General features: G+C 73.1%; 22 protein-coding genes, 2 tRNA genes and 1 pseudogene. 14 read left to right on the top strand and 11 right to left on the bottom strand.

What is annotated here, in order from left to right; all coding sequences use genetic code 11:
• The first annotated feature begins 328 nt into the window (after positions 1-328).
• Positions 329-1399: a UV damage endonuclease UvsE gene (locus FV226_RS20790; protein WP_147764381.1), complete on the top strand. Its 1071-nt coding sequence runs from the start codon at positions 329-331 to the stop codon at positions 1397-1399.
• A gap of 131 nt (positions 1400-1530) precedes the next feature.
• Positions 1531-1845, top strand: coding sequence for a hypothetical protein (locus FV226_RS20785; protein ID WP_147754176.1), 315 nt, complete (start codon positions 1531-1533; stop codon positions 1843-1845).
• A gap of 266 nt (positions 1846-2111) precedes the next feature.
• Here the strand turns inward: FV226_RS20785 and FV226_RS20780 are convergent.
• The 4 genes from FV226_RS20780 to rocF form a co-directional block, all read right to left on the bottom strand.
• Positions 2112-2187, bottom strand: a tRNA-Asn gene (locus FV226_RS20780).
• A 264-nt stretch (positions 2188-2451) separates the two neighbouring features.
• Positions 2452-2525 (bottom strand) — tRNA-Cys (locus tag FV226_RS20775).
• Between the two features lie 198 nt (positions 2526-2723).
• Entirely contained in the window at positions 2724-3521 is a 798-nt protein-coding gene (locus tag FV226_RS20770; RefSeq protein WP_246691667.1) for an urease accessory protein UreD, read from the bottom strand.
• Between the two features lie 89 nt (positions 3522-3610).
• Complete coding sequence (rocF, locus tag FV226_RS20765; protein ID WP_147754563.1) at positions 3611-4558, bottom strand: arginase; 948 nt, start codon at positions 4556-4558, stop codon at positions 3611-3613.
• A gap of 236 nt (positions 4559-4794) precedes the next feature.
• On the opposite strand from rocF, the gene FV226_RS28730 reads away from it, so the two are divergent.
• Entirely contained in the window at positions 4795-5175 is a 381-nt protein-coding gene (locus FV226_RS28730; protein WP_147764379.1) for a DUF2171 domain-containing protein, read from the top strand.
• Between the two features lie 10 nt (positions 5176-5185).
• Here the strand turns inward: FV226_RS28730 and FV226_RS20755 are convergent, their stop codons facing one another.
• From FV226_RS20755 to selB, 3 genes are all read right to left on the bottom strand, one after another.
• Complete coding sequence (locus tag FV226_RS20755) at positions 5186-5971, bottom strand: GDSL-type esterase/lipase family protein (RefSeq protein ID WP_238272316.1); 786 nt, start codon at positions 5969-5971, stop codon at positions 5186-5188.
• A gap of 210 nt (positions 5972-6181) precedes the next feature.
• Positions 6182-6655: an anaerobic typically selenocysteine-containing protein gene (locus FV226_RS20750; RefSeq protein WP_147764378.1), complete on the bottom strand. Its 474-nt coding sequence runs from the start codon at positions 6653-6655 to the stop codon at positions 6182-6184.
• Between the two features lie 352 nt (positions 6656-7007).
• Positions 7008-8909, bottom strand: a complete 1902-nt coding sequence (gene selB / locus FV226_RS20745; protein WP_147764377.1) for a selenocysteine-specific translation elongation factor — start codon at positions 8907-8909, stop codon at positions 7008-7010.
• A gap of 400 nt (positions 8910-9309) precedes the next feature.
• On the opposite strand from selB, the gene FV226_RS20740 reads away from it, so the two are divergent.
• The 4 genes from FV226_RS20740 to FV226_RS20725 all read left to right on the top strand — a co-directional run bounded on the left by FV226_RS20740 (position 9310) and on the right by FV226_RS20725 (position 14207).
• Positions 9310-10893, top strand: coding sequence for a CYTH and CHAD domain-containing protein (locus FV226_RS20740; protein ID WP_147764376.1), 1584 nt, complete (start codon positions 9310-9312; stop codon positions 10891-10893).
• A 244-nt stretch (positions 10894-11137) separates the two neighbouring features.
• A complete protein-coding gene (locus FV226_RS20735; RefSeq protein WP_147753845.1) occupies positions 11138-11599 on the top strand; it encodes a Tellurite resistance protein TerB in 462 nt (153 codons plus the stop codon).
• 97 nt (positions 11600-11696) lie between these two features.
• Entirely contained in the window at positions 11697-12956 is a 1260-nt protein-coding gene (locus FV226_RS20730) for a Zn-dependent hydrolase (RefSeq protein ID WP_147764375.1), read from the top strand.
• Between the two features lie 3 nt (positions 12957-12959).
• On the top strand, positions 12960-14207 hold the full coding sequence (locus FV226_RS20725; RefSeq protein ID WP_147764374.1) for an allantoate amidohydrolase: 1248 nt from the start codon (positions 12960-12962) through the stop codon (positions 14205-14207).
• 9 nt (positions 14208-14216) lie between these two features.
• Here FV226_RS20725 and FV226_RS20720 read toward each other — a convergent pair whose 3' ends face one another.
• From FV226_RS20720 to puuE, 4 genes and pseudogenes are all read right to left on the bottom strand, one after another.
• Complete coding sequence (locus FV226_RS20720) at positions 14217-15419, bottom strand: DUF1501 domain-containing protein (RefSeq protein ID WP_147764373.1); 1203 nt, start codon at positions 15417-15419, stop codon at positions 14217-14219.
• 9 nt (positions 15420-15428) lie between these two features.
• Complete coding sequence (locus FV226_RS20715) at positions 15429-16907, bottom strand: DUF1800 domain-containing protein (RefSeq protein WP_246691666.1); 1479 nt, start codon at positions 16905-16907, stop codon at positions 15429-15431.
• Between the two features lie 118 nt (positions 16908-17025).
• Entirely contained in the window at positions 17026-18660 is a 1635-nt protein-coding gene (locus tag FV226_RS20710) for an aromatic amino acid ammonia-lyase (protein WP_147764371.1), read from the bottom strand.
• A 58-nt stretch (positions 18661-18718) separates the two neighbouring features.
• Positions 18719-19630, bottom strand: a pseudogene (gene puuE, locus FV226_RS20705) (allantoinase PuuE); the annotation flags it as partial.
• Positions 19631-19789: 159 nt separating this feature from the next.
• Here puuE and FV226_RS20700 point away from each other — a divergent pair.
• The 7 genes from FV226_RS20700 to FV226_RS20670 all read left to right on the top strand — a co-directional run bounded on the left by FV226_RS20700 (position 19790) and on the right by FV226_RS20670 (position 26154).
• Positions 19790-20260, top strand: coding sequence for an ureidoglycolate lyase (locus tag FV226_RS20700; RefSeq protein ID WP_147764369.1), 471 nt, complete (start codon positions 19790-19792; stop codon positions 20258-20260).
• A 186-nt stretch (positions 20261-20446) separates the two neighbouring features.
• Positions 20447-20644: a DUF4089 domain-containing protein gene (locus FV226_RS20695; protein ID WP_147764368.1), complete on the top strand. Its 198-nt coding sequence runs from the start codon at positions 20447-20449 to the stop codon at positions 20642-20644.
• Positions 20645-20648: 4 nt separating this feature from the next.
• Positions 20649-22055, top strand: coding sequence for an AtzE family amidohydrolase (locus FV226_RS20690; protein WP_147764367.1), 1407 nt, complete (start codon positions 20649-20651; stop codon positions 22053-22055).
• Positions 22055-22435 (top strand): oxalurate catabolism protein HpxZ, encoded by a 381-nt coding sequence (gene hpxZ / locus FV226_RS20685; RefSeq protein WP_147764366.1) that lies wholly within the window; start codon positions 22055-22057, stop codon positions 22433-22435. The genes FV226_RS20690 and hpxZ overlap by 1 nt, the downstream gene beginning before the upstream one ends.
• 128 nt (positions 22436-22563) lie before the next feature.
• Entirely contained in the window at positions 22564-24183 is a 1620-nt protein-coding gene (locus tag FV226_RS20680; protein WP_147764365.1) for an ABC transporter substrate-binding protein, read from the top strand.
• Positions 24184-24266: 83 nt separating this feature from the next.
• Positions 24267-25220 carry an ABC transporter permease gene (locus FV226_RS20675; protein WP_147764364.1) on the top strand — a complete coding sequence of 318 codons (954 nt, stop codon included), beginning with the start codon at positions 24267-24269 and terminating at the stop codon, positions 25218-25220.
• Between the two features lie 4 nt (positions 25221-25224).
• Positions 25225-26154: an ABC transporter permease gene (locus tag FV226_RS20670; RefSeq protein WP_147754529.1), complete on the top strand. Its 930-nt coding sequence runs from the start codon at positions 25225-25227 to the stop codon at positions 26152-26154.
• The last annotated feature ends 109 nt before the right edge of the window (positions 26155-26263 follow it).

Below are 26263 nucleotides of genomic sequence, written 5' to 3'. Positions count from 1 at the left end.
TCTGCACCGCCCACAACCTCCTCAAGCTGGCCAAGGCCAGTCACTGAGCCCAAAGCCGACGCCCACGTCTGCCCACACTTCCAACCTCATCCCACCGCGTAAACTCGTTACTCGGACGGGCTCCTAGCAGGGCGGCGCGCATCGTGGCTTCCAGATGAGAGGATCTTGGGCGGCTCGAGGATGGTCGTTCGGTCGAGGTCCACGGCAAGGAACGCCGCACCGTGCGAAACGGCTCCGTCGTGGCCGGCCCGCGCGCCTGCGGCATCGACCGCCGGCGGCGATGCGCGGATCGGATGTGACGAAACCCGGCGCCCGGCGTTCTCGACCCATGATCGATGATGCGCCTCGCTTCGGCTTCTGCTGCAAGTTCGTGCTCACGCCGCCCCCGGACGGCTTCAAGACCCTGAAGGCCGCCCGCGAGGCGACGCTTCGGATGAACCTCACCAACGCGACCATGGCCTCCCTGACGGCGCTGGCGCCGGCGGCGCGCCGCGCGAAGATCGAGGGCCTGGTGCGCCACAACCTCGGGGCCCTGGAGCGCCAGATCGCCTGGGTCGCCGGGCGCCCGCCGATCGAGCGGCTGCTGCGCATGGCGAGCAACGTCCTGCCGGGCTACACCCACCCCGTGGCGCGGGACATCTACGCCGAGCCCGAGATGCGCCGCCTCGTGGAGGCGGGCCTCGCCCGCTGCGGCGAGGCCGCCCGCGCAGGCAGCGTGCGCCTCAGCTTCCATCCCGGCCCGTTCTGCGTGATCGCCTCGCGCAACCCGGCGGCGTCCGAGAACGGCATCGCCGAGTTCGAGTACCACGCCGAGCTGATGGCGCTGCTGGGCTACGGCGACGGCTGGCACCCGCACGGCGCGCACATCAACATCCATGTCGGCGCACGCGATCCCGGCACCGAGGGCTTCCGCGCCGCGCTGCCGCGCCTGTCGCAGACGGCGCGCGACCTCATCACCGTCGAGAACGACGAGAACGCCTTCGGGCTCGATGCGGTGCTGGCGCTCGCCGACAGCGTGCCGGTGGTGCTCGACCTGCATCATCACTGGGTCGAGAGCCGGGGCGAGTACATCGCGCCGGAGGACCCGCGCGTCGCGCGGGTGCGCGAGTCCTGGCGCGGGGTGCGGCCGGTGGCGCATGTCAGCGTCTCGCGCGAGACGGTGCTGCCGGAGCACGATCCCGACGCGCTGCCCGACTTCGTGGTGCTCAACGAGGCCGGCCATTCCTGGCGCGACCTCGCCGCCCATTCCGACATGATGTGGAACCGCGCCCTCAACGCCCTGGTCGCGCGCCACCTGGCGTGGGCCGATTTCGAGATCGAGGCGAAGTCCAAGAACCTCGCCTCCGACGCCCTGTCGGTGGAACTCCGCCGCGAAGGCGCCGCCGCATTCCCTTCCTAGGCCCGCTGGCGTACCGATCGGGGGCGGCGAAGTCGGGCGCGGCAGCCGGCCCCCCAAAGGCCGTACGTCGCGTTCCCGACGCGCATGTTCGAGACGATGCCCGCGCCGAAGGCGGGCCGACGGGATGCGAGATGCGGGATCTAAGTCCGGAGGACGCACAGGCCGTCGACAGGTTGGCGTTCCACCTGCTGCGGGAGGCCTATTGCGACCTCGCCGGCGTGATGATGCGCGCGAACGCCGAGGCCGCCCGCACCGTGCTCGGCACCATCGAGCAGCGCCTCACCGACACCCTCGGCCGCTTCCACTCCGAGACGGCGGAGGGCGCCGCCTCGACGGCCATCGTGATCGCGGTCGGCGACAGGATCGGCGACGTGATGGACGAGGCCCAGAACCGGACCGGCGCCGGCGCCTCCGCCCTGAGGCGGGCGGCCGACCCACGAAGCTGAGGACGCGCGGATGTGGAAGCGTGGTCGCGTCCGACGCGGCGGCTACGCCGACGGTCCGATCCATCGCGACGACGCGATCACAAGAAAGCCCGGCGCGGATGTCTCCGGCCGGGCCAAGGTGATCTCGGGTCTCCTGCCTGAACCGATCAGGACCGGCCGTCATCCACCAGATGGGGGATCGCTGGCGCGCCAGCGCAGCAACGCCCGGCCGCCGTAGGGCAGCGCAAGGCGGCGAGATCGATCAGGGGAAGGACTTGAAAGGGTGATGGCTCCCCGAGCAGGACTCGAACCTGCGACAAGGCGATTAACAGTCGCCTGCTCTACCAACTGAGCTATCGGGGATCACGGGGGGTGCTCTACACAGCGCCGTTGCGGGGCGCAAGGGCCTCGGGCGGATGTTTCGCATTTCGCGGGCGGCGCGCAGGGCGGCTCGGGGGAACCCACGGCGGCGGCGTTGCGCCCGGGCCACACGGGTCCGTGCCGGGGAGGGCGCCAGACCGCGGAACGCGGGCGGACAGCCGCTCGCGGCGCGCGAGACGCATGGCGCAGGCGGTGGATCGCGAAGGGAAGGATCGATCGGGAAACGACGGTCGCGGGGACGTGCGATGGAGGCCTCGCCCGGAATCGAACCGGGGTGCAAGGATTTGCAGTCCTCTGCGTAACCACTCCGCCACGAGGCCTCGTCGCTCCGGCGCCGCCGTCGAAACGGGGCGCCCGCAAGATCCCGTGCCGGGCGGCCGGCGCGGGGTGAGGGGTCTCTAGCAGACGAGGCGGGCGCTGAGCAACGCCCGCGAGGCGGTATCTCAGGGCAATCGCTCGAAAGCCCTGGCCTTGGTTTCTGACGCCCTCGATCGCTGGCGATCGACAGCTCGCGAACCTCAGGCCTGCCACACCCGCGGCAGCGGGACGCCGCGGTAGCGCACGAGCAGGCGGGCGGCGAGGGCGCGCAGCGGCCCGAGGTCGGCGGCGAGCAGCCGGATCGCGAGGTGGCCGTTCCAGGCGCTCGCGCCGGCCTCGACGCCGGCGCCGTCGTTCGCGCCGCCTTCCGCCAGCAGGCCGCGGACCTCGTCCAGGCGCGCCTCCGCCCCGGGGGAAAGGTCGAGCAACGTGGCGCAGGCCCCGGCGGCGCCGCCGATCGCGGGCCGCGCGAGGCGGGCGGCGATCGGGCCGTCGAGGCGGAGGCTGTCGGCGTAGACGAGGCGCCCGGCCCGCCGGATGCGCCAGACGTCCTCGAACAGCCCCGCCTCCACCCGCTCGCCGCGGGCGGCGCGGCCGAAGGCCACGGCCTCGAACACCAGCAGCCCGGCATCGGGCGCGAGGTCGGCCTCGAAGCGGCGCCGCAGGCGGGCGCGGTCGAACAGGATCGTCTCCTGCGGCAGCCAGGCGAGCCGGGCGCCCGGGCCGAGGTCGACGCGGTTCGCGATTCCGCTCACCGGCCCGTCCGAGCGGTAGACCTTCTCCGCAGCGGTCGTGGTCATGACGAGGTCGGCGCCGGCCTCCAGCGCGACCGCGACCGCGAAGTCGTCGCCGCAGGCGATGCCGCCGGCGGTGTTGACCAGGATCGCCTCGGGGGTGCCGCCATGCGCGCGCGGGAAGCGCAGGCGCGAGGGGCCGGATTCGGCGAGGTCCGCGATCCGCGTCGCCGTCCCCACCCCGTCGGCCGCGACGCGCAGCATCACCCGGCCGACCGAGCGCTGGCGCAAGGGCGGGCTGGCGGCGCCCGGCGCGACGGCGCCCGCAGGGTCGGGTCGGGCCTGGCCCTCGCTCATCCGCGCGTCGCGGGCGCCGGCACCGCGGCGATCGGCGGGGTCGGGCGGTCGAGGATGCGGCGGCCGAACAGGCTGGCGACCAGTTCCACCAGCACGCGGGCGCTGCGGCCGCGCTCGTCCAGGAACGGGTTGAGCTCGACCACGTCGAGCGAGCCGACGAGGCCGGAATCGTGGAGCATTTCCATGATCAAGTGCGCCTCGCGGAACGTCGCCCCGCCGGGCACCGTGGTGCCGACGGCCGGCGCGAGGCCGGGATCGAGGAAGTCGATGTCGAAGCTGACATGCAGGTGGCCCGAGGCCGCCGCGACCCGCTCCAAGCTGCGCCGGAGCGGCGCCACCACGCCGAACTCGTCGATGTGGCGCATGTCGGTGACCTCGACGTTCCGCGCGGCCACGAGCGCCCGCTCGCCGGCATCGATCGAGCGCAGGCCGAACAGGTGGACGCGGGTCGGGTCGAGGGCGGGGCGGCCGGGGTCGGCGAACAGGTCGGACAAGCCGGGCTCGCCGCAGAGCGCCGCCAGGGGCATGCCGTGCAGATTCCCCGACGGCGAGGTCTCGGGGGTGTTGAAGTCGGCATGCGCGTCGAGCCAGAGCACGAAGAGCGGCCGGCCGGTCCGCGCGCAGTGGCGCATCGCCCCCTCCACGGTCCCGAGCGACAGGCTGTGGTCGCCGCCGAGGACCACGGGCAAGTCGCCCGCATAGAGCGCGGCCTCGACCCGCCGGGCGAGCGCGCGGGTCCAGGCGGCGACGGCCGGCCTGCCGACGGCGTCGGCCGGCCCGTCGGGCACCACGTCGCCGTGGTCGGCCACCGCGTGGCCGAGGTCGCGCAGGGTGCGGACGAGGCCGGCGGTGCGCAGGGCGGCCGGGCCCATCACGGAGCCGGGCTCGCTGGTGCCGACCTCGGTCGGCACGCCGAGGATCGCGATACGTTCCGGCCCGTCCATTCCCACCTCGTTCCTGCGGCGTCCTGCCGGTCGCCGCGCCTCATGACAGGCTTCGGCGACGAAACCCGTGTCCGGGCACTCGCCAAGGGCTTTAGCCGGGAACGGCCCTCGACACGAAGGCCCACGGGCAAGCCGCGAGCCAGGGGCTGCCGCGGCCGGCGCGGAAACGGGGAAACGCGCCGGGGCGCGGGCGGTTGGGAGGGACTCCGACCGCGACGCATCGAAGGAGATCGCCCATGCGGGACCGTTTCCAGGCCTCCCCTCGCCGAGCCGCCGCCTGCCGAGGCGCCGCCTGCCGAGCCTTGGCTTGTGCCGCGGCGATCCTGCTCGCGCCCGCGGCCTTCGCGCAGACCACGCCGGTGGCGGGAGCCGCCCGCGTCACCGCGCACATGGAGGTGGTCGGCGCGGACGGGGCGCATGTGGGCACGGTCGACACGGTCGAGGACGGGACCATCGTCCTGGCCGGGACCGACCGGGATGCCGGCGGGCGGCCTCACGTCATCCCGATCGCGTGGATCGGCACGGTGGACGGAAAGGTGCTGCTGACGAAGCCGGCGGCCGAGGCGAAGGCGCAATGGGATCGGGTCGGCAGGCCGGGCGGCGACCCGAAGCGCTGAAGCTCCGCCCTTACTCGGCGACCGCCTCGGTGACCTGGACGCGGCCGGCATCCTCGATGATCGCGGCGGCTGCCGCCTTGGCGAGCATCGCGTAGCCGCGGTCGGCCATGTGGAGGCCGTCGGCGGAGAAGAGCTGGTTGTGGGTCAGCTTGCCGTCGCGGATCCAGCCGCGCATCAGGTCGGCGCGGCGGATCACCGGCACGTCGAGTTCGTCGCCGATCTCGCGCACGGCGTCGCGGAAGCGGTCTGAGCCGGGGGTTGCGTCGAGCTTCGGGCACCATTGCGGCTCCATCAGAACCACGTCGATGCCGGCCTCCTGCATGCGGCGCACGGCGCTCACCGTCGCCTCGCGGAAATGCTCGATGGATACGCCGCGCAGGGGGTCGTTGCTGCCGGTCTGCCAGATCACGAGCTGCGGCTCGGCGGCGATCACGTCGCGGTCGAGGCGGCGCAGCATGTCGTCGACGTGCTCGCCGCCGATGCCGCGGTTCAGCACCGTGATGCTGGCGGCGACGCTCGGCAGGGCGGCGCGCAGGTCCGCCTGCAGGCGGGCGGGGTAGGCGTTGGCCGGCGTGCTGGCGCCGATGCCCTCGGTGGAGGACGAGCCGAAGGCGACGATGCGCAGCGGCGCGCCGATGGCGATCTGCCGGGCGACGTGCGGCAGGTCGATCTCGGCGCCCGCGTCGTGGAAGCCGAAATCGAACGGAGCCGGGAGGAGGTCGGCGTAGGCGAGCACCGCGCTCGGCAGGACGAACAGCCCGGTGAGCAGCGCGACGCCGCGAATCAAGCCCCGCAGGGGTTTCGTGACGCGGCGGGCGGACACGGTGTTCGGCACGGGCACCATCGGAGCGTTCGGGCTAGCAGGGATCGAATACGATCCTACGGGACCGATCGAAAGGTCCCGTCTGCAACACCTGTTGAATTCCGATTGAATTCGTAACGCAAAATTAAGGCTGAATTCCGGTGATGCCGTCTCCGCCCGCCCGCGCCCTGCCGCCCGACTCGGTCAGTTCGCCGGCGACGTGAGCACGAGCTTGCCCACGAACGGCGCGTTCTTGTTGGCGGTGCTGGTGCAGGCGAAGTCGTGGTTTCCGGCCTCGAGCGTCCGCACGCGCAGGGTGCCCTGGCCGTCGCGCTTGACCAGGTAGCCCTTCTCGCTGGCGACGTGCACGAGGTCGCCGTCGGCGTGGAGCACGTGGCCGTTCTCGAACAGGCCGTCCGCGGTGATCGTCACCGGCGTGTCGGCGTGGCTGACCACGTGCAGGGCGACGTCGGTGTTAGCGGGCAGGCGCAGCTCCGCCGGGGCGCAGACCGGCTTGCCGTTCTCGGCGGTGATCGTCAGCTCGACCGGCGGCATCACGGAGCTCGACGGCGCGGGCAGGGGCTTGCCTTGGGTAAGGGGCTTGCCTTGGGCATGGCCGGAGACGGTCCCGAGGAGGAGGATGGCGGCCGCGGCGAGGTCGCGTCGAAGAAGCTGCATGAAGGTCTATCCGGAGAAGCGTGAGCGGCAGGCGGCGCGCGGTCGCGCGGCCTCGGGATAGGAGCGGAATGGCAGCCGGGGCATGCGAGTTCCGGCACGCGACGCCGCACCGGCGGCTCGCGGAGCAGTCCGGCGGAACCGGCCTCGACCGCGCGGCGGCCGATGCACCAGCACCGCGTCGCTGCCGTGGACGGCCTCTCCGTCGTCGGCATGCTCCTGCTCTGGACCGGGGCTCGAGCCGCTCCTCCGGCATCGCCCAGGACACCGCCTCCCTCGCCGACGCGATCGCCGGACCCGCCGCGGCGCGGCCTCTTCCGATCGCCCGCCGAGACGGCCAAGCCCCGGCGAGGGCCTACCCGACGATCACCCGCCGGTCGCCGGCCCGGCGGGTGAAGCCGGTGGCGTCGAGGTGCTCCAGCAGCGGGATCGAGAACTTTCGCGAGATCCCGAGCGCCGCTCCGGCCTCGCGGGCGAGGAAGCCGGATTCGGGGCCGGTCGCCTCGGGGAAGGTGGCGCGGAGCTTGGCCCGCGCCTCCTCCACCGCCGCCTTGTGGAACAGCACGGCGCGGCGCTGCACCCGGTCGACGGCGCGGATCACCGTGCCGGCGCCGACGAGGTAGGTCAGCGCCTCGCGGCGGCGCACGTCGCGCCCGACCGCCTCCGCCTCGTCGGGCGGCGTGAGGCCGGCTTGGCGGAACAGGGCCTCGAGGCGCCGGGCGACCTCGCTCTCGTTGCGGGCCGGGTTGAACCCTGCGCGGCGGAAGAGGGCGGCGCCCTGAGTGCCCCCTGATGCGACGTCGCCGGTGGCGACGAGGTCGCGCAGCGCCGCGGCGGCCACCGGCTCGGCGAGTCCGAGCGCCCTGACGATCCGCTCGACCGGCAGGCCGTGCTCCATCGGCTGGTCGCGATGGTGCCCGTCCAGCACCGCCAGGATCGCGTCGCGAAGGCTCGCGAAGGCCGGTCCGCCGAGGATGCGCTCGCCGACCTCGCGGGCGCCGAGCGACGGCAGCAGCGCCCGCACCCGGTCGGGCGCCGCGCCGCCGACGCGGGCGAGGTCGCCCAAGGCGGCGCCGGCCGCCCCCGCTTGCGCGAGGCGGATCGCCAGAGCCTCGGCCGGCCCGCCTTCGGCAAGCGCCGCGAGGTCGGCGAGCACGCGGGGGTCGTGGCGTTTGCGGCGGCGGCTGTCGGGATCGAGCACCCGCCCGCCGGCCACCGTGGTCGCGGGTGAATCGCGGCGCAGGATGAACGGCTCGCGCGCCGGCACGGTGACGGCGGCGTCGAGGTGGAGCTGCGCCGGCGCCGTCGCGCCGGGCTCCAGCGCGTCGCGGTCGAGGAGGCGCAGGCGCGCGCCGACCTCGCTGGTGCCGAACAGCAGCCGCAGGGCCGTGCCTCCGGGAAGCGGGTCGCCGCCCGGGCTCGCGATGAGCGAAACGTCGAGCCAGCGCGACGACGCCAGGAGGTCCGGTGGCGCGAGTGCCTGCCCCCGGGCGATGTCGGACAGGCCGACGCCGCGCAGGGCCACCGCCGTCCGGCGACCGGGCTCGGCCGTCGTCACGGCGCGGCCGTGGATCTGCAGGCCGCGCACCGTCGCCGTGGCGCCGCCCGGCACGATCGCGACCGCGTCGCCGACGGAGAGGCGCCCGCGCCGGAGCGTGCCGGTGACCACCGTGCCGAAGCCCGCCCGCGAGAACACCCGGTCCACCGGCAGGTAGGGGAAGCCGTCGTCGGCCCGCGGCGGAGCCTCGTCGAGGAGGGCCGCCAGCGCCTCGGACAGGGCGGGCAGGCCGGCGCCGGTCAGCGTCGAGGTCGCGACGACGGCCGGCGCATCGAGGCCCGCCCGCGCGGCCGCCGCCGCGACCTCGGCCGCGCGCTCCGCCAGCCGCTCGGGCGCGACGAGGTCGGACTTGGTGAGCGCGACGACCCCGCGACGCACGCCGATCAACCGGGCGATCTCGAGGTGCTCGAGGGTCTGCGGCTTGATGCCCTCGTTGGCGTCGACCGCCAGCAGCACCGCGCCCATGCCGGTGGCGCCCGAGATCATCGCGCGGACGAAGCGCTCGTGGCCGGGCAGGTCGACGAGGTCGATCTCGCCGTCACGCCCCTCGGGCGCGAGGAGGGCGAAGCCCGGCACGATCGAGACGCCGCGGGCCTTCTCTTCCTTCAACCGGTCGGTCTCGATGCCGGTGAGCGCCCGGACCAGCGCGGTCTTGCCGTGATCGACATGTCCGATCACGCCGACGAGGAGTGTCTTCATCGCTTGCTCGTCACCGTCCCGACCGGGCGTACTTCCAAAATCGCTGCCGCCGCGCGGCGTTCGTCCGACGACATGGCCGCGCACGCACCGGACATGCAAGCCGTTCCCATGAACGGCCACGTCGCGCCACCTGATCCCGCGACGCGCCCGCCGGGCAGGACCCCACCGCAGTCGATTGCGCACGATAGGTTATCGCATCAGGCTTTTGCACGAAGCGCAGGCGCCACCAAGGGCGAACTTCGCGGATGCGGCGCGGGGTGCGGCGCGGGGTGCGGCGCGGGGTGCGGCACCCTGGCCCCGCGCGTGCTACAGGGCTGCGGACCGCGACGGATCGGAGGAGAGTCCGGTGCGTTCTCGCGGTGACGGGGCTACGGCCCGAAACCAACGGACGACACGCTACATGGACACGCCGCGCGAGATCGAGCTGAAGCTGGACTGCACGGGCCCCGACCTCGCCGCCCTCGGCGCACACCCGCTCCTGCAGGGGCACGGTGAAGGGCAAGCTGACGGGCACGGCGAAGCCGGAGCCTCCGAGCCGAAGCTTCTCGCGGCGACCTATTACGACACCGAGGACGGGGCGCTGCGCGCCGCCGACCTGACGCTTCGGGTGCGGCGGACGGGGGAGAGCTTCGTCCAGACGGTGAAGGCGGGCTCGGGCGCGGCCGGACTGTTCGACCGGGCGGAATGGGAGAGCCCGGTCGCCGGCGAGGCGCTCGATCCGTCGGCCTTCGCCGGCACGCCGGTGGCCGACCTCATCGCCGAGGCGAAGGCGCCGGCGCTGGTGGCGCAGTTCCGAACCGTGGTGATGCGCTCGGTGCGGCCGGTGACCTACGGCGCCTCGCGCATCGCGGCGACCCTCGACGAGGGCCGGGTCGAGACGGAAAAGGGCGACGCGCCCCTGTGCGAGCTCGAGCTGGAGCTCGAATCCGGAAACCCCGCCGACCTGTTCGCGCTGGCCCAGGTGCTCGCCGAGACGGTGCCGCTGCGCGTCGGCGTGCTGTCCAAGAGCGCCCGCGGCTTCGCCCTGCGCGACGGCAAGGCCGCACGGCCGAGCAAGTCCGACATGTCGCCGTTGCCGAAGGACGCGACCGGCGGCGAGGCCTTCCGCCACATCGCGCTCGGGTGCCTGCGGCACCTGCGCCTGAACGAGGACGTCTGGCGGCACGCCCGCGACCCGGAGGCGCTGCACCAGATGCGGGTGGCCCTGCGGCGGCTGCGCACCGCGCTCTGGCTGTTCCGGCCGATGCTGGCGGGCGACGCCCGCGCGACCGCGCTCGGCGACGAGATCAAGCGCGTCACCGAGCCGTTCGGCCGGGCGCGCAACCTCGACGTGTTCCTCGAGAGCACCCTGCCCGAGGAGATCGCCCGGCGGCCGGACGAGCCGGGGCTCGTCGCCCTGCGCGAGCGCCTGGAGACCGAGCGCGACCGGGCGCACGACGCCGTCGGCGCGATCCTGGCCTCGCCCGAATGGCGCGGCCTGCTCCTCGACCTGCTCGCCTGGATCGAGGTCGGCCCGTGGCGGGAGGGCGCGGGCAAGCTCCGCGACGCGCCTGCCCGCGAGCTCGCCACGGAGGTGCTGGAGCGCCTGCGCCGGCGGATCGCCAAGCGCGGCCGTCACATCGAACGGCTCGACCCGGAGGCGCGCCATCGCGTGCGCATCGCCGGCAAGAAGCTGCGCTACGGTGCCGAGTTCTTCGCGGGCCTCTACGGCGGCCGGAAGGCGCGTCGGCGCCACAAGGCGTTCGCCGCCGCCCTGTCCGACCTTCAGGACCACCTCGGCGGCCTCAACGACCTCGCCACCGCGCACGCGGTGATGGCCGGCCTCGCCGACGAGTCCGGCCCCAAGCCGGACGCCCTCGACGGCCAGGCCCTGTTCGCCGCGGGCCTCGCCACCGCCGACGCCGAGGCGAAGGCGGACGACCTGCTCGCGGGCGCGGCCGAGGCCCACGGCGCTCTGACCGACCTCAAGCCGTTCTGGCGCTGAAGCGGCCGGCCCACGGCACCTCGACGAGGCCGGACCATGCGGGCCGGGCGCGCCCGTTGGGGGTAGGCGCGCCCGGCCCGACGGTCGGCCGGCATCCGGACCGGGAGGCCGGGCGACGGGGCATCATCGCGCCTGCGTTTTTCTCGATCATGTCCGTTCGACGCGGGCCGTCATCGGTGCAACACGGACCGCCCGGGTTCTGTTATCCCCCCGACGCATCGGCGACCCCAAAGACCCGGTTCCCATGAGCTTCCTGAAAGACATCTTCGGCCGCCTGACCCAGGCGGTGACGGCCTATGCCGGCGACAAGGCCTTGATGCTGGCGGCGGTCTCGGCCGCCGCCAACGTCATCGTCGCCGACGGCGAGGTGGCCGGCGCCGAGTTCGAGACGGCTTTGGCCGGCCTCAAGGCCAACCCGATCCTCGAGAAGGGCTACGACACCCTGATGCTCGAGGCCGAGCTCTACGACGGGATCGCCCGCGCCCGGACGCGGGCGGGCCGGGCGGAGAACCTGCGCCACGCGTCGGCGCTCGCCGACCGGGCGCAGGCGCTTCGCGAAAACGTCTTCCTGATCGCGGCCGACGTCGCCGACCAGGACGGGATCAGCGGCATCGAGGCGGTGGCGCTGGCCGAGATCGCCGCCGCGCTCGGCGTCGACGGCGACGCGCTGCTCGGCGCCTCGCCGGTGCGCCGCCCGGTGCCGTGATCCCGGGCGGCGGCCGGACGGGCACGATCCTTGCCGGCCGCCGGGCCGTCACGCGGGCATCGTGACACGAGACACACACGCGAACACGGAGGCCAGGATGGCCGGCACGGCGAAGACCCATAACCTGCGCGTCGACGGCTCGCGCCTGTGGGCGACGATCGCGGAGACGGCGCGGTTCGGCGCGACGCCGGCCGGCGGGCTCAACCGCCTCACCCTGTCGCCGGAGGACGGCCAGGTCCGCGACTGGTTCCGGGACGCCTGCCAGGCTGCAGGGCTCACGGTGCGGGTCGACGCCCTCGGCACCCAGTACGCCCTGCGGCCCGGGCGCGACGCGAGCCGCCTGCCCGTCGCCTTCGGCTCGCACCTCGACACCCAGCCGACCGGTGGCCGCTTCGACGGCATCCTCGGCGTGCTGGCCGGGCTGGAGGCGATGCGCGCCCTGAACGACGCCGGCATCGAGACCGAGGCGCCGCTGCTGCTGGTCAACTGGACCAACGAGGAGGGCTCGCGCTTCGCCCCCGCGATGATGGCGTCCGCCGCCTATGCCGGCGACTTCACCACCGACGAGATCCTGGACAAGACCGACGCGGCCGGCATCACCGTCGGCGATGCGCTCGACGCGATCGGCTATCGCGGGACCGACGCCGTGGGCGACCAGGCGATCGGCGCCTTCGTCGAACTGCACATCGAGCAGGGGCCGATCCTGGAGGCCGAGGGCCTGACCGTCGGCGTGGTCGAGGGCGGGCAGGGCATCGCCTGGTTCGACGGCACGATCACCGGCTTCGAGGCGCATGCCGGCACCACGCCGATGCCGCGCCGCCGCGACGCGCTGCTCGGGCTGGCCGAGATCGCGCTCGCGGTCGAGCGGATCGCACGCGCGCACGCGCCCACCGCCGTCGCGACCGTCGGCGAGGCCGTGATCGGCGCCCCCTCCCGCAACGTGGTGCCGGGGCTGGTGCGCTTCACCCTCGACGTGCGCGACCCGAAATCGGAGGTCCTCGACGCGATCGAGGCGGAGCTGCGCGCGAGCCTCCCCGCGATCGCCGAACGGCGAAACCTCGCCGTCGACCTCGCGCGGATTTGGCGCAAGGAGCCGGTGCCGTTCGATCCGGGCGTGATCGCGGCGGTGGATGCCGCGGCCGAAAGCCTGGGCCTTTCGCGCCGCCGCATGGTCTCGGGCGCCGGGCACGACGCCTGCAACCTCGCGGGCCGGGTCCCGACCGCGATGATCTTCGTGCCGTGCAAGGACGGCGTCAGCCACAACGAATCGGAGTCGGCGACGCAGGCCGACTGCGCCGCCGGCGCCGACGTGCTGCTGCAGACGGTGCTGACCCTCGCCAACGCGCCGAAGGCCTGATCCGTGGAGGCCCCGACCCGGCAGGCGTTCGCCCCCCGCATCCAGCAGCGGCTCGACGCGCTGGCCCAGATCAGCGCCGAGCCCGGCGCGATCACCCGCCTCTACCTCACCCCCGAGCAGGCGCGGGCCGAGGTCCTGGTCGCGGGCTGGATGCAGGAGGCCGGGATGCGGGTGCACCGCGACGCCGTCGGCAACCTGATCGGCCGCGTCGAGGGCCGCGAGCCCGGCGGCCCGGCCCTGGTGATCGGCTCGCACCTCGACACCGTGCGCAACGCCGGCCGCTACGACGGGCCGCTCGGCGTCGTCGCCGGGATCGCTTGCGTCGCGGCGCTGCTGCGCGAAGGCCCTCCGCCGGTCGCGATCGAGGTGGTGGGCTTCGCCGACGAGGAGGGCGTGCGCTTCGCCGCCACCCTCACCGGCAGCCGGGCCTTCGCCGGCCATCTCGACCCGGCGGCGCTCCGCACCCTCGATTCCGCCGGCACGACGCTCGCCGCCGCGATGCGCGAATACGGCCTCGACCCGAAGGCGGTGCCGGGCGCGGCGCGGCGCCCGGACGAGATCCTCGGCTACGTCGAGCTCCACATCGAGCAGGGGCCGATGCTGGAGCGCGAGGGGCTGCCCGTCGGCCTCGTCACAGCGATCAGCGGGGCGAGCCGCCTGGAGATCACCCTGTCGGGCGAAGCCGGCCACGCCGGCACCGTCGCCATGACCGAACGCCGCGACGCGCTCGCGGGCGCCGCCGAATGCATCCTGGCGATCGAGGCGCGCTGCCGCAGCGAGGAACACCTCGTCGGCACCGTCGGGCGCATCCAGGCGCTGCCCGGCGCGGTCAACACCATCCCGGGCCAGGCCAAGTTCAGCCTGGACCTGCGCGCGCCCGACGACGCGCAGCGGCACGCCGCCCTCGCGGACATCGACGGCGCCTGCAAGCGCATCGCGCTCCGCCGCCGGCTCGGCTTCGGCATCGCCCTCCTGCACGAGGCGGAGGCGGTGCCCTGCGACCCGGGCATGACGGCGCTGGTCGAGGCGGCGATCGTCGCCGAGGGCCATCCCGTCCTGTCGCTGCCGAGCGGGGCCGGCCACGACGGCATGGCGGTGGCGGCGATCGCGCCGATCGCCATGGTCTTCGTGCGCTGCCGCGGCGGCGTCAGCCACAACCCGGCCGAGTTCGCGAGCCTGCCCGACATCGAGGCCGGGACCCGGGTGCTGCTCGGGACGGTTCGCGGGTTCCTGGCGCAGCGGGCGGGGTAGCGCCGCGGATCAGACCAGCCCGAGGTCGGCCGGCGCCGCGTCCGCGAACACCCGCCGGAGGCTCGCCGGATCGAGCCCGTAGAGGCGCCGCAGCAGCCCGGCGAGCAGGCTGCGGTAGTCGGTGAGCACCGGGTGATCCCGGTTCTGGAACAGGTGCGCCTCGTCGGACCGCACCTGCGGCCCGGCGATGCGGCCGCCGCGAACCCCGCCGCCCAGCACCCAGTAGACGCTGCCGTGCCCGTGATCGGTGCCGCGGTTGCCGTTCTCGCGGAAGGTGCGGCCGAACTCGGAGAGCACGACCACCACCGTGTCGTTCCAGGCGGGGCCGACCTCCTCGACGAAGCCCGACAGCCCGCGGCCGAGCTCGCCGATCCGGTCGGCGAGGTAGCCGGTGGCCGCGCCCTGGTTCACGTGCGTGTCCCAGCCGCCGACGTCGACGAAGCCGAGGTTGAACTGTTCGCGCATCAGCCGGCCGATGCGCCGGGCCGAGAGCTCGAAGCCCTTCGGCGAGACGGCGCCGCGATCCGCCTCGGCCTGATGCTCCGAGACCGACTGGTAGACCGCGTCGCGCACGCGGAACCCCTCGGCCACCGCCGCGCCAAGCGGCGTGTCGCGGTACATCGCCGTGATCAGCCCGGCCTGGCGCGCGTCGACGCCGGGCTTGGCGACCCCGTTGATCGCGATGTTGGGCACCGTCTCAGGCCCGCGGAAGATCAGCGGGATCTGCTCGGTGAAGGCGATCGGGCGCACCCGCGTCAGCTCGGCGGCGAGCCGCGCCATGAAGCCCGAATTGTAGTCGCGGGCGGCGCCGACCGTCTGCCCGAGCTCGATCGTGTCCTGGGTCTCGAAATGGCTGCGCGTGAGGTCGTCGGTGCCCGAAAACGGCACGAAGGCGGCCTGCCCCTTGGCGTAGAGCGGCAGGATCGTGTCGCGCAAGCTCGGGTGCAGGCTCCAGTCGGCGTCGAGGGCCAGGGCCGCCGCCGGGTTGGCTGGGTCCGGCCGCGCCACCGCGAGGGTCGGCCGGGCGCGGTAGTAGAAGTCGCCGCCCGTCGGGATCACGACGTTGGCCGCGTCGTAGGCGCCGCGCAGGAACACCACGAGCAGGCGCGCATCCGCCTTCGGCGCGGCCCAGACCCGGCCGGCGACGGTCGAGAGCCCGAGGGCGAGGGAGGCTCGGATCAGGTGGCGGCGGTGCGGGTCGCGCGGGTCCATGGGCGGCCTTCAGCGCATGAATTCGGGGGCGGACAGGAACAGGGTGTTCCAGTCCTGCGGGGAGACGGCGCGGGCGAGGGCGTCCCGGGTCGGGGCGCCCAGCGTCGCCGACAGGGTCGAGAAGTACAGCCCGTTCTGGAGGAGCGGGAAGGCCGGCTCGTCGGGCAGGCCGGGGGCCGGCTTGAACAGGCCGGCGGAGCCCGACCCGATCTGCCGGGCGATCTCGAAGCGCGTCGTCATCTGCCCCGGCCCGTTCCAGGCGGCGGCGCCGAGCGGGTAGCCGTCCGGCGTCGAGCGGTTGAACAGGCCCTCGCCGAGGCGGTTGAGCCAGCCCTGGACCGGCAGGGTGTTGCGGATCGTCCGGTCGTCGTAGGCGAGGCGCACGGCCGAGAGCACGTACCGGACCGGGTCCTTGAACCCGCCCCCGAGGGAGGCCGCGAACTCGGGCGCGTGGACCAGCGCGTCGAGCACGGCGGCGATGTCGCCGTCGCTGCGGGTGAAGACCTGCGCCAGCCGCGCCACCAGGGCGTCCGGGGGCGGGGTCCCCAGGACATAGGTCGCGAGCGCCGCCGACACGGCCCGCGCGGTGGCGGGCGCGCGGGCGATCAGGTCGAGGGCCTCGACGACCTCGGGCCAGCCGCGGCCGCGGATCGCGTGGCCGAGGAAGACCTTGTCACCGTAATCGTGGCGGTTCGGGTTGAATTCGAACAGGCCGGCGCGGACGAGGTCGGCCTGCCGTTCCGGCTTCAGCTTCGGGTCCTCGGGGCGGGCGTCGATGCCGACGCCCGTGAGGATGCGGGCCAGCGCCTCGACGTCGCCCTGCGTGTAGCCGGAGCCGACGCCCATTGTGTGCAGCTCCATCAGCTCGCGGGCGTAGTTCTCGTTGAGATGGCCGGCGGCGTTGTCGGCGTTGTCGAGGTAGCGCAGCATCGCCGGGTGCCGCAGGGTCGCCTCCAGCAGGTCGCGGAAGCGGCCCAGCGCGTGCGGGCGGATCGCCGCGTCGACGTAGTCGCCGACCATCGCCCGCAGGTTCGCCTTGCCCTGGTGGACGTTGAAGCGGTTGAGCCAGAACCAGGTCATGCGCTCGCGCAGCTGGTCGGGGCTCGCCAGCGCCCGCAGGATCGTCGCCGCGGCGGCGTCCCGGGCCGTGGCCGACAGCGCCGCCTGGTAGGCCTGCTGCGCGGCCTTGCGCGCCTCCGGGTCGGGCTCGGCGTTGGCGGCCTTCGCCTGCGCGTCGAAGGCGGAGATCCGCTCGATCAGCGTGCCCTTCGGCGCGAGCGCGTCGACCTGCGCCTGGGCGGCCTCCGGCAGGCGCGGGCTTACGGGGGGATGAAGCTGCTCCTTGAGCCAGCGCTCGCGGCCCTTGGCGCGCAGCTCCGCATGGCTCGCGGGCGAGACGCCCCAGGTCAGGGCATCGAGGAAGGCGGCGTCGCGAAGTGCGGCGTCGGTCGCCGGCGCCGCGCGGGCTGCGACCGGCGCGACGGCCAGGAGCGTCGCGAGCGTCAGGCAGGACGCGCCAAGGGCAGGGCGCACGATCGAATCCCCCTCGTTCCCGCCCGATCCAGCGACCCGATTGTGGCGCCGATGCGGTTGCGGGCCGCGGAGCCTATTCCAGCGGGCCGACCGCGGCCTCCACCGCCGCGACCACCGCCCCCGAGCGCACCAGAGCGAGCGCGGCCTCCATCTCGCTCTGGTACCAGCGGTCGCCGGACAGGGCCGGGGCGATGACCTTGCGCACCGCGTCCAGCGCCGCCTGGGTGCCGGAGCCGAGGGGATGCTCCCGGGCCACGTCGGCGACGAGGGAGAGCGCCTGGCAGGCCATCAGGATCTCGCCGGCGACGATGGTCTCGACGTTGGCGACGATGGTGCGGGCCTTGCGCGCGCACCAGGTCGAGTTCGAGACGTGGTCCTCGGCGTTCGACTTGCCGGGGATCGAGTCGACCGAGCCGGGCATCGACAGGGTCCGGTTCTCCATGACGAGGGCCGACATCGTGCATTGCACGGTGGCGAAGCCCGTGTTGAGGCCCTTCTTGCCGGCGAGCAGGTTGCGCGGCAGGCCGTAGCTCATGGTCGGGTCGACGAGGCGCGCGAGCCGCCGCTCCGAGATCGAGCCGAGGTCGGTGGCGGTGATGGCGAGCAGGTCCATCGCCTGCGCCACGTAGGCGCCGTGGAAGTGCCCGGCCGAGATGCAGGTGTAGTGGTCGGCCCCGTCGGCGAAGATCAGCGGGTTGTCGGTGGCCGCGTTGATCTCGGTGCCCATGATGCCGTCGACGTAGGCCAGCGCCTCGCGCACCGGCCCGTGCACCTGCGGCGCGCAGCGCAGCGAGTACACGTCCTGCACCCGCGGCGGCGGGGCCTGGCCGGGCGCGCGGGCCTCGTCGGGGAACACCGTGACGCGGGCGCCTTCGGTGCAGCGCTCGGAATCGCCGATCATCCGCAGCACGTTGCGGGCCGAGGCCGCCTGGCCCTTGTGCGGGCGGGCGGCGTGGACGCGGGGATCGAAGGCGGCCTTCTCCGCCCGCAACGCCTCGAGCGTCAGGGCGAGCGCGACCTCGGCGGCCTTCAGCACCCGCTTCATGTCCTCGAGCGCCAGCACGCCGACGGCGAGCGACACGGTGGAGCCGTTGATCAGAGCCGAGGCGTCCTTGGCCTCCAGGGGGAATTCGGCCGGCAAGCCCGCCAGCGTCAGCGCCTCGCGGGCCGGCATGCGGCGGCCCTCGTAATAGGCCTCGGCCTCCGCGAACCCGCAGATCGCCCCGGCCAGGTGCGCCAGCGGCGCGAGGTCGCCAGACGCCCCGACCGAACCCTTGGACGGGATCACCGGCACGATCCCGGCGTTCAGGCAGGCGAGCAGCCGGTCGACGACGGCGACGCGCGGCCCGGAGAAGTTCGAGGCGAAGGCGTTGGCGCGCAGCAGCATGGTGGCGCGCACCGCCTCCGCGTCGAACGGCTCGCCCATGCCAGTGGCGTGGGCGTAGACGGTGAGCCGCTGGTAGGCCTGCATCTCGTCCATGCGCACGCGCTGGTCCTTGAACAGGCCGACGCCGGTGTTGAACGAATACATCAGCGGCGCGTCGTCGGTCATGAAGTGCGCGTCGATGTAGTCCCGCGCACCGACGAGGTTCTTTCGCGCGCCCTCGTCCAGGACCGCCTCGGCGCGGTGGCCGGCGGCGTCGAGGCGGGCGACCGCGAGCACGTCCGCTGCGGTGAGGGTGCGGCCGTCGATGGTGGTCGTCGTCATGGGCTGTCTCTCGAAGGAGGGCTTTCCCGGCGGGGGAGCACGAACCGGGCCGTCACGGCGCCGGATGGCGGGCGATCCAGTGGCGGGCGATGTCGAGGCGGCGGGCGAGCCAGACGCGGTCGTGGGCGGCGACGTGGTCGAGGAAGCGGGCGAGCGCCGCCATCCGCCCCGGCCGGCCGACGAGGCGGCAATGCAGGCCGACCGACATCATCTTGGGCGCCGTCGCACCCTCGGCGTAGAGCACGTCGAAGCTGTCGCGGAGGTAGGCGAAGAACTGGTCGCCGGAATTGAAGCCCTGGAGGCTGGCGAACCGCATGTCGTTGGCGTCGAGGGTGTAGGGCACCACGAGGCCGGTGCGCCCGGCCTGCGTCAGCCAGTAGGGCAGGTCGTCGGCGTAGGAATCCGACAGGTAGGTGAAGCCGCGCTCCAGGCCGAGCTCCAGGGTGTGGACCGAGGAGCGGCCGGTGTACCAGCCCTCGGGCCTCGTCCCCGTCACCGCCGCGTGGATGCGGATCGCCTCGTCCATCGCCGCCCCCTCGTCCGCGCGGGAGGCGTCGCGCATGTCGATCCACTTGAGGCCGTGGCTGGCGATCTCCCACTCGGCCTCCCGCATCGCCGCGACGGCCTCCGGGTTGCGCATCAGCGCATGCGCCACGCCGAACACGGTGACGGGAATCCCGCGGGCCGTGAACAGCCGCCACAGCCGCCAGAACCCGGCGCGCGAGCCGTACTCGTAGAGCGATTCCATGTTCATGTGGCGCTGCCCCGGCCAGGGCTGAGCGCCGACGATCTCGGACAGGAACGCCTCGGACGCGGGGTCGCCGTGCAGGATGCAGTTCTCGGCGCCCTCCTCGTAGTTCAGCACGATCTGCACCGCGACGCGGGCCTCGCCCGGCCAGTCGGCCCGAGGCGGGTTGCGGCCGTAGCCGACGAGGTCGCGGGGGTAGGCAGGGTCGCGGGGATCGGTCAACGGATCTGCTCGGGTGGTCGCCAGGCTCCCTCGACGCAAGGACGCGGCCGGGGCCGCCGTCAACCCCGCCCGCGGGATCCGGCCCGAATCCCGCTTGAAGCCGGCGCCCGCCGTACCCCCTCGGCGCGGCGCCGGAAAGCCGTGAAACCAGGACCGCCGATGCGCACGATCCCGATCGAACCGGTGGACGAGGCCGCCCTTCGGCCCTTCGCCGACCTGCTGGTCGCACCGGACAGCGGGCCGCGGCAGGACCATGCGAGCCCGATCGAGAACTTTCGCGCGGGCGTGGCCGCCAACCTCGCCCTGATCCGCAGCGAGCCGTTCGCCGGCCTGATGCCCCTGACCCGCCTGGAGCGGCATCCCCATTCGAGCCAGACCTTCCTGCCGCTGGCGGTGGAGGCCTACCTCGTCGTCGTGGCGCCCGACCGCGATGGGCGGCCCGACGAATCCGCGATCCGCGCCTTCCGGGTGCCGGGGCACGCCGGCGTCAACTACCGCGCCGGGGCCTGGCACGCGCACCTGACGACGCTCTCGACCCCCGGCACCTTCGCGATGCTCGTGCACGAGGACGGCACGCCGGAGGATTGCGTGTTCGCCGCCATCGCGCCGGTGACCCTCGGCCCCGATTGATCGATCTGTGCCCGCATGATGCGCAGCGTCAGCCAAATGATTATAAAATAGGCAAATCCGCCTGATCGGATCATGCCTGCGAAATGGGCAGGCGCGATACCTAGCCCCTTACGCGCCGGGTTTGGCGCAACCCTTGCCCGCCGACCCTGCCCCGCTCGGCCCACGCCCTTTCGATGAGGATGCCCGATGACGACCCGCGACGCACCGCTGCCGGATCTCGATGCCTTCGCCGCCGCCAGCGCCGCACTTCTCGGCTTGAGCCTCGATCCCGCCTGGATCGCGCCGGTGACGGCCAACCTCCGGGTGCTGGCCGCCGCAGCCGACCTCGTCGGCGGCTTCCCGCTGCCCGACGAGGCCGAGGCCGCCCCGGTCTTCGAGGCCTGAGGCGATGGAGCAGAGCACCGACTGGAGCCGGGCCGAGGCCGGTTCGATCGCCGCCGGCGTCGGGCAGGGGCGTGTCCGGGCGCGCACCGTGATCGAGGCCGCGCTGGCGCGGATCGCCCGGATCGACCCGGCGATCAACGCCTTCACCGACGTGACCGCCGACCGGGCGCTGGCCGCGGCCGACGCCCTCGATGCGCGGACGGCCGCCGGCACGCCGCCGGGGCCGCTCGCCGGCGTGCCCTTCGCGGTGAAGAACCTGATCGACTGCGCCGGCCTGCCGACGCGGGCGGGCTCGAAGATCAACCGCGAGCGGGCGCCGGCCGGGCGCGACGGCGCCCTGGTGCGCCGCCTGGAGGCGGCGGGCGCGATCCTCGTCGGCGCGCTCAACATGGGCGAGTACGCCTACGACTTCACCGGCGAGAACGTGCACGACGGCGACAGTCGCAACCCGCACGGGGCCGGCCACATGACCGGCGGCTCGTCGAGCGGCTCGGGCGGGGCGATCGCCGCCGGCCTCGTGCCGCTGACGCTGGGCTCCGACACCAACGGCTCGATCCGGGTGCCGTCGGCCTTCTGCGGATGCTTCGGCCTGAAGCCGACCTACGGCCGGCTGACCCGGGCCGGCAGCTTCCCGTTCGTCAACAGCCTCGACCACCTCGGGCCGATGACGCGCAGCGTCGCCGACCTGGCGCTCGCCTACGACGCGATGCAGGGCCCCGACCCGGACGACGCGGTGGCGACGGCCCGTCCGGCGGAGCCGGTCCTGCCGGGGCTGGATTCCGGCCTCGGCGACCTCCGGATCGCCGTGGCCGGGGGCTACTTCGCGCGCGGCGGCGACCCGGAGGCGTTCGCGGCGGTGCAGGTGGTGGCCCGGGCGCTGTCCGCGACGCGGGTCGTCGAGATCCCGGAAGCCGCCCGCGCCCGGGCGGCGGCCTACCTGATCACCGCGGCGGAGGGCGCGGCGCTCCACCTCGACCGCCTCCGGACCCGGCCGGAGGACTTCGATCCGGCGGTGCGCGACCGCCTCATCGCCGGGGCGATGCTGCCGGCCCCCTTCGTCGAGCGGGCGCAGCGCTTCCGCCGCTGGTACCGCGGCGCGGTGGCCGACCTGTTCGCGGACGTCGACGTGATCCTGGCGCCGTCCACCCCGTGCCGGGCGCCGCCGCGCGGCCAGACGCACTTCACCCTCGACGGCGTCTCGCTGCCGGTGCGGGCCAACATCGGTGTGTTCACGCAGCCGATCTCGTTCATCGGCCTGCCGGTGGCGGCGGTGCCGGTCTGGCTCGACGGCGGGCTGCCCCTCGGGGTGCAGGTGATCGCCGCGCCCTGGCGCGAGGACGTGGCCTTGCGGGTGGCGCGGGTGCTCGAACGGCTCGGCACCGTCCGCGCCCCGATCGCGGAGCTGGTCTGATGGTGATCGACGATTGGGAGGTGAAGGCCGAGGTCGAGGCGGCGTTCCGCGCCTACGAGACCGCGCTGACGACGAACGACGTGCCGGTGCTCGAGGCGCTGTTCCGCGACGACCCCCGCACCATCCGCTACGGCGGGGGCGAGAACCTCTACGGCATGGACGCGATCCGCGCCTTCCGCCGGGCGCGCTCGCCCGTGGGCCTGGAGCGGACCCTGTCCGAGACGGTGATCACCACCTACGGGCGCGATTTCGCCACCGCGATGACCCTGTTCTTCCGTGCGAGCGCGCCGGGGCGGGTCGGCCGGCAGAGCCAGACCTGGGTGCGGTTTCCCGAGGGCTGGCGGGTGGTCGCCGCCCACGTGAGCCTGATCGACGGGTAGGGCGGCCCCGCCCGCCTGAATAAACAATCAGGGCCTCCGGCCGGTCTGGCCGCGCGCTTGCATGGAGCCGGGCGTCCTCTGCGGCGCCCGGTCACGGGTGGCCGCCCCACGGAGCAACCCCGCCCGACATGCCGTTCCGCTCGATGAAGACCTTCACCGCCCGCGCGGCCTTCGCCGGCTCCCTGATGCTGTCGGCCCAGGCCGTGATGGCCCAGGGCACGCTGCGGATCGGCATGACCGCCTCCGACATCCCGCTGACCACCGGCCAAGCCGACAACGGCGGCGAGGGCATGCGCTTCATGGGCTACACGGTCTATGACGGGCTCATCAATTGGGACCTGTCCTCGGCGACCAAGCCCTCCGACCTCGTGCCGGGGCTGGCCGAGAGTTGGGCGGTGGACGCCGCCGACAAGACCAAGTGGACGTTCAAGCTGCGGCCCGGCGTGAAATTCCACGACGGCTCCGACTTCACCGCCGACGCGGTGGTGTGGAACCTCGACAAGCTGCTGAAGAACGACAGCCCGCAATACGATCCGCGCCAGTCGGCGCAGGGGCGCACCCGCATCCCGGCGGTCGCGAGCTACAAGGTCGTCGACCCGACGACCGTGGAGATCGTCACCAAGGCGCCCGACGCGACGCTGCCCTACCAGATCGCCTGGGTGATGATGTCCTCGCCCGCGCAGTGGGAGAAGCTCGGCAAGTCCTGGGACGCCTTCGCCAAGACCCCGTCCGGCACCGGCCCGTGGAAGCTGACCCTGTTCGCCCCCCGCGAGCGCGCCGAGATGGTCCCCTTCAAGGAGTACTGGGACAAGGCGCGGGTCCCGAAGCTCGACAAGCTCGTGCTGGTGCCGCTGCCGGAGGCCAACGCCCGCGTCGCGGCGCTCCGCTCCGGCCAGGTCGACTGGATCGAGGCGCCCGCGCCCGACGCCGTCGCCTCGCTGAAGGGCGCCGGCTTCACCATCGTCACCAACACCTATCCCCACAATTGGACCTGGCACCTGTCCCGCGTCGAGGGCTCGCCCTGGAACGACGTCCGCGTGCGCAAGGCCGCCAACCTCGCCATCGACCGGGACGGCCTGAAGGAGCTGCTCGGCGGCCTCGCGGTGCCGGCGACCGGCTTCTTCCCGCCCGGCCACCAGTGGTTCGGCCACCCGACCTTCCAGGTGAAGTACGATCCGGCCGCCGCCAAGAAGCTGCTGGCGGAGGCCGGCTACGGCCCGAACAAGCCGCTCAAGACCAAGATCGCGATCTCGGCCTCGGGCTCGGGCCAGATGCAGCCGCTGCCGATGAACGAGTTCGTGCAGCAGAACCTCGCCGAGGTCGGCATCCAGGTCGACTACGAGGTGGTCGAGTGGAACACGCTGATCAACATCTGGCGCGCCGGCGCCAAGGCCGACATCTCGCGCGGCGTGACGGGCATCAACTACTCGTACTTCATCCAGGACCCCTTCACCGGCTTCATCCGGCACCTGCAGTGCAACTTCGCCCCGCCGAACGGCACCAACTGGGGCTACTACTGCGATCCGGCGATGGACAAGCTGTTCGACCAGGTCCGCAACACCTTCGACAAGGCCGAGCAGACGGCCGTGCTGGAGAAGGTCCACGAGAAGTTCGTCGACGACGCGCTGTTCATCATGATCACCCACGACGTGAACCCGCGGGCGATGAGCCCGAAGGTGAAGGGATTCGTCCAGGCGCAGAACTGGTTCCAGGATTTCTCGAACATCACCATGGCGACGGGGAAGTGAACCACGGCTCTTCCCTCCCCTGAAGCGGGGGAGGGCGCTTCGCGCATCATGACCTGGGATCGGAACAAGGAAACCCGAATCCGATGCTGCTCTACATCCTCAAGCGCCTCGTCGCCGTGACGCCGGTGGCGTTCGGAGTGAGCCTCGTCTGCTTCCTCCTGGTCCACCTCGCGCCGGGCGATCCCTTGAGCGCGATTCTGCCGGCGGACGCGACGCAGGCGACCATCGACGAGATGCGCGCCGCCTACGGCTTCGACAAGCCGCTGCCGGTGCAGTACGCGATCTGGCTCTGGCACGTGCTGCACGGCGACCTCGGCGTCTCGATCGCCACCGGCCGGCCGGTGCTCGGCGAGGTCACCCGCGCGGTGGTCAACAGCCTGATCCTCGCCTCAATGGCGACGCTGATCGGCTTCACCTTCGGCACCCTGTTCGGGTTCGTCGCCGGCTATCACCGCAACTCGATCCTCGACCGGGTCGCCTCCGCGATCTCGGTCTTCGGCGTCTCGGTGCCGCATTACTGGCTCGGCATGGTGATGGTGATCGTGTTCTCGGCCAACCTCGGCTGGCTGCCGCCGACCGGGGCGGGGCCGGACGGCTCCGGCAACTGGCGGCCCGACTTCGAGCACCTGCGCTTCATCATCCTGCCCGCCGTGACGATGTCGGTGATCCCGATGGGCATCATCGCCCGCACCGTGCGCGCGCTCGTCGCCGACATCCTCGCCCAGGACTTCGTCGAGGCCCTGCGCGCCAAGGGCCTCGACGAGGTCGGGGTGTTCAAGCACGTGGTCCGCAACGCGGCGCCGACCGCGCTCGCGATCATGGGCCTGCAGCTCGGCTACCTGCTCGGCGGCTCGATCCTGATCGAGACGGTGTTCGCCTGGCCCGGCACCGGCTTCCTGCTCAACGCCGCGATCTTCCAGCGCGACCTCCCCCTGCTCCAGGGCTCGATCCTCGTGCTGGCGATGTTCTTCGTCGCCCTCAACCTCCTCGTGGACGTGATGCAGACCGCACTCGATCCGCGCATCGAGCGGGCCTGATCCGATGACAGCACCCGTCACCGCCGCCACCATGGCCCTCGACGGGGGCATCGCCCCCGCGGCGTCCGAAGTCGAGCCCGACGCCTTCGTCGCCTCCCGCGGCTACTGGGGCCATGTCGGCCACCGCCTCGTGCGCGACCCGGTGGCGATCACCGCCGGCGCGGTGATCCTCGCCATCGTTGTCGTCGCGATCCTGTCGCCGTGGATCACGCCGATGGACCCGTATCGCGGCTCGATGCTGCGCCGCCTGAAGCCCGTCGGCGACGCGACCTACTGGCTCGGCTCGGACGAGCTCGGCCGCGACATGCTGAGCCGCCTGATGGTCGGCGCGCGGCTGTCGCTGTTCATGGGCGTGACGCCGGTGCTGATCGCCTTCGTGATCGGCTCGTCGATCGGGATCGTGGCCGGCTACGTCGGCGGCTGGACCAACACGATCCTGATGCGCACCATCGACGTGTTCTTCGCCTTCCCCTCGGTGCTGCTCGCCATCGCGCTGTCGGGGGCGCTCGGGGCCGGCATCTTCAACGCCATCGTCTCGCTGACCTGCGTGTTCGTCCCCCAGATCGCGCGGATCTCCGAGAGCGTCACCACCGGCATCCGGGCGCGCGACTACATCGACGCCGCCCGGCTGTCCGGCGCCTCGGCGCTCACGATCATGCGGGTGCAGGTGCTCGGCAACGTGGTCGGGCCGATCTTCGTCTACTCCACCGGCCTGATCTCGGTCTCGATGATCCTGGCCTCGGGCCTGTCCTTCCTCGGCCTCGGGGTGCGCCCGCCCGAGCCCGAATGGGGCCTGATGCTCAACACGCTCCGCACCGCGATCTACGTGAACCCGACGGTGGCGGCGCTGCCGGGGCTGGCGATCTTCATCGTCTCGATCTCGTTCAACCTGTTCTCGGACGGCCTGCGCAGCGCCATGGAGATCCGCCAGTGACGGGCCTCGTCAGGGACGGAAACCGGGCGAAGCGCGGGTCCCTTCTCCCAGGGGGAGAAGGACAGGATGAGGGGTGTGACCTCTCCGGACGGCGCACGCCCCTCACCCC

The organism is Methylobacterium sp. WL12, assembly GCF_008039475.1.
In the GTDB taxonomy this organism is placed as follows: Bacteria; Pseudomonadota; Alphaproteobacteria; order Rhizobiales; family Beijerinckiaceae; genus Methylobacterium; species Methylobacterium cerastii.
This window is presented reverse-complemented; position numbering and strand designations above follow the sequence as displayed.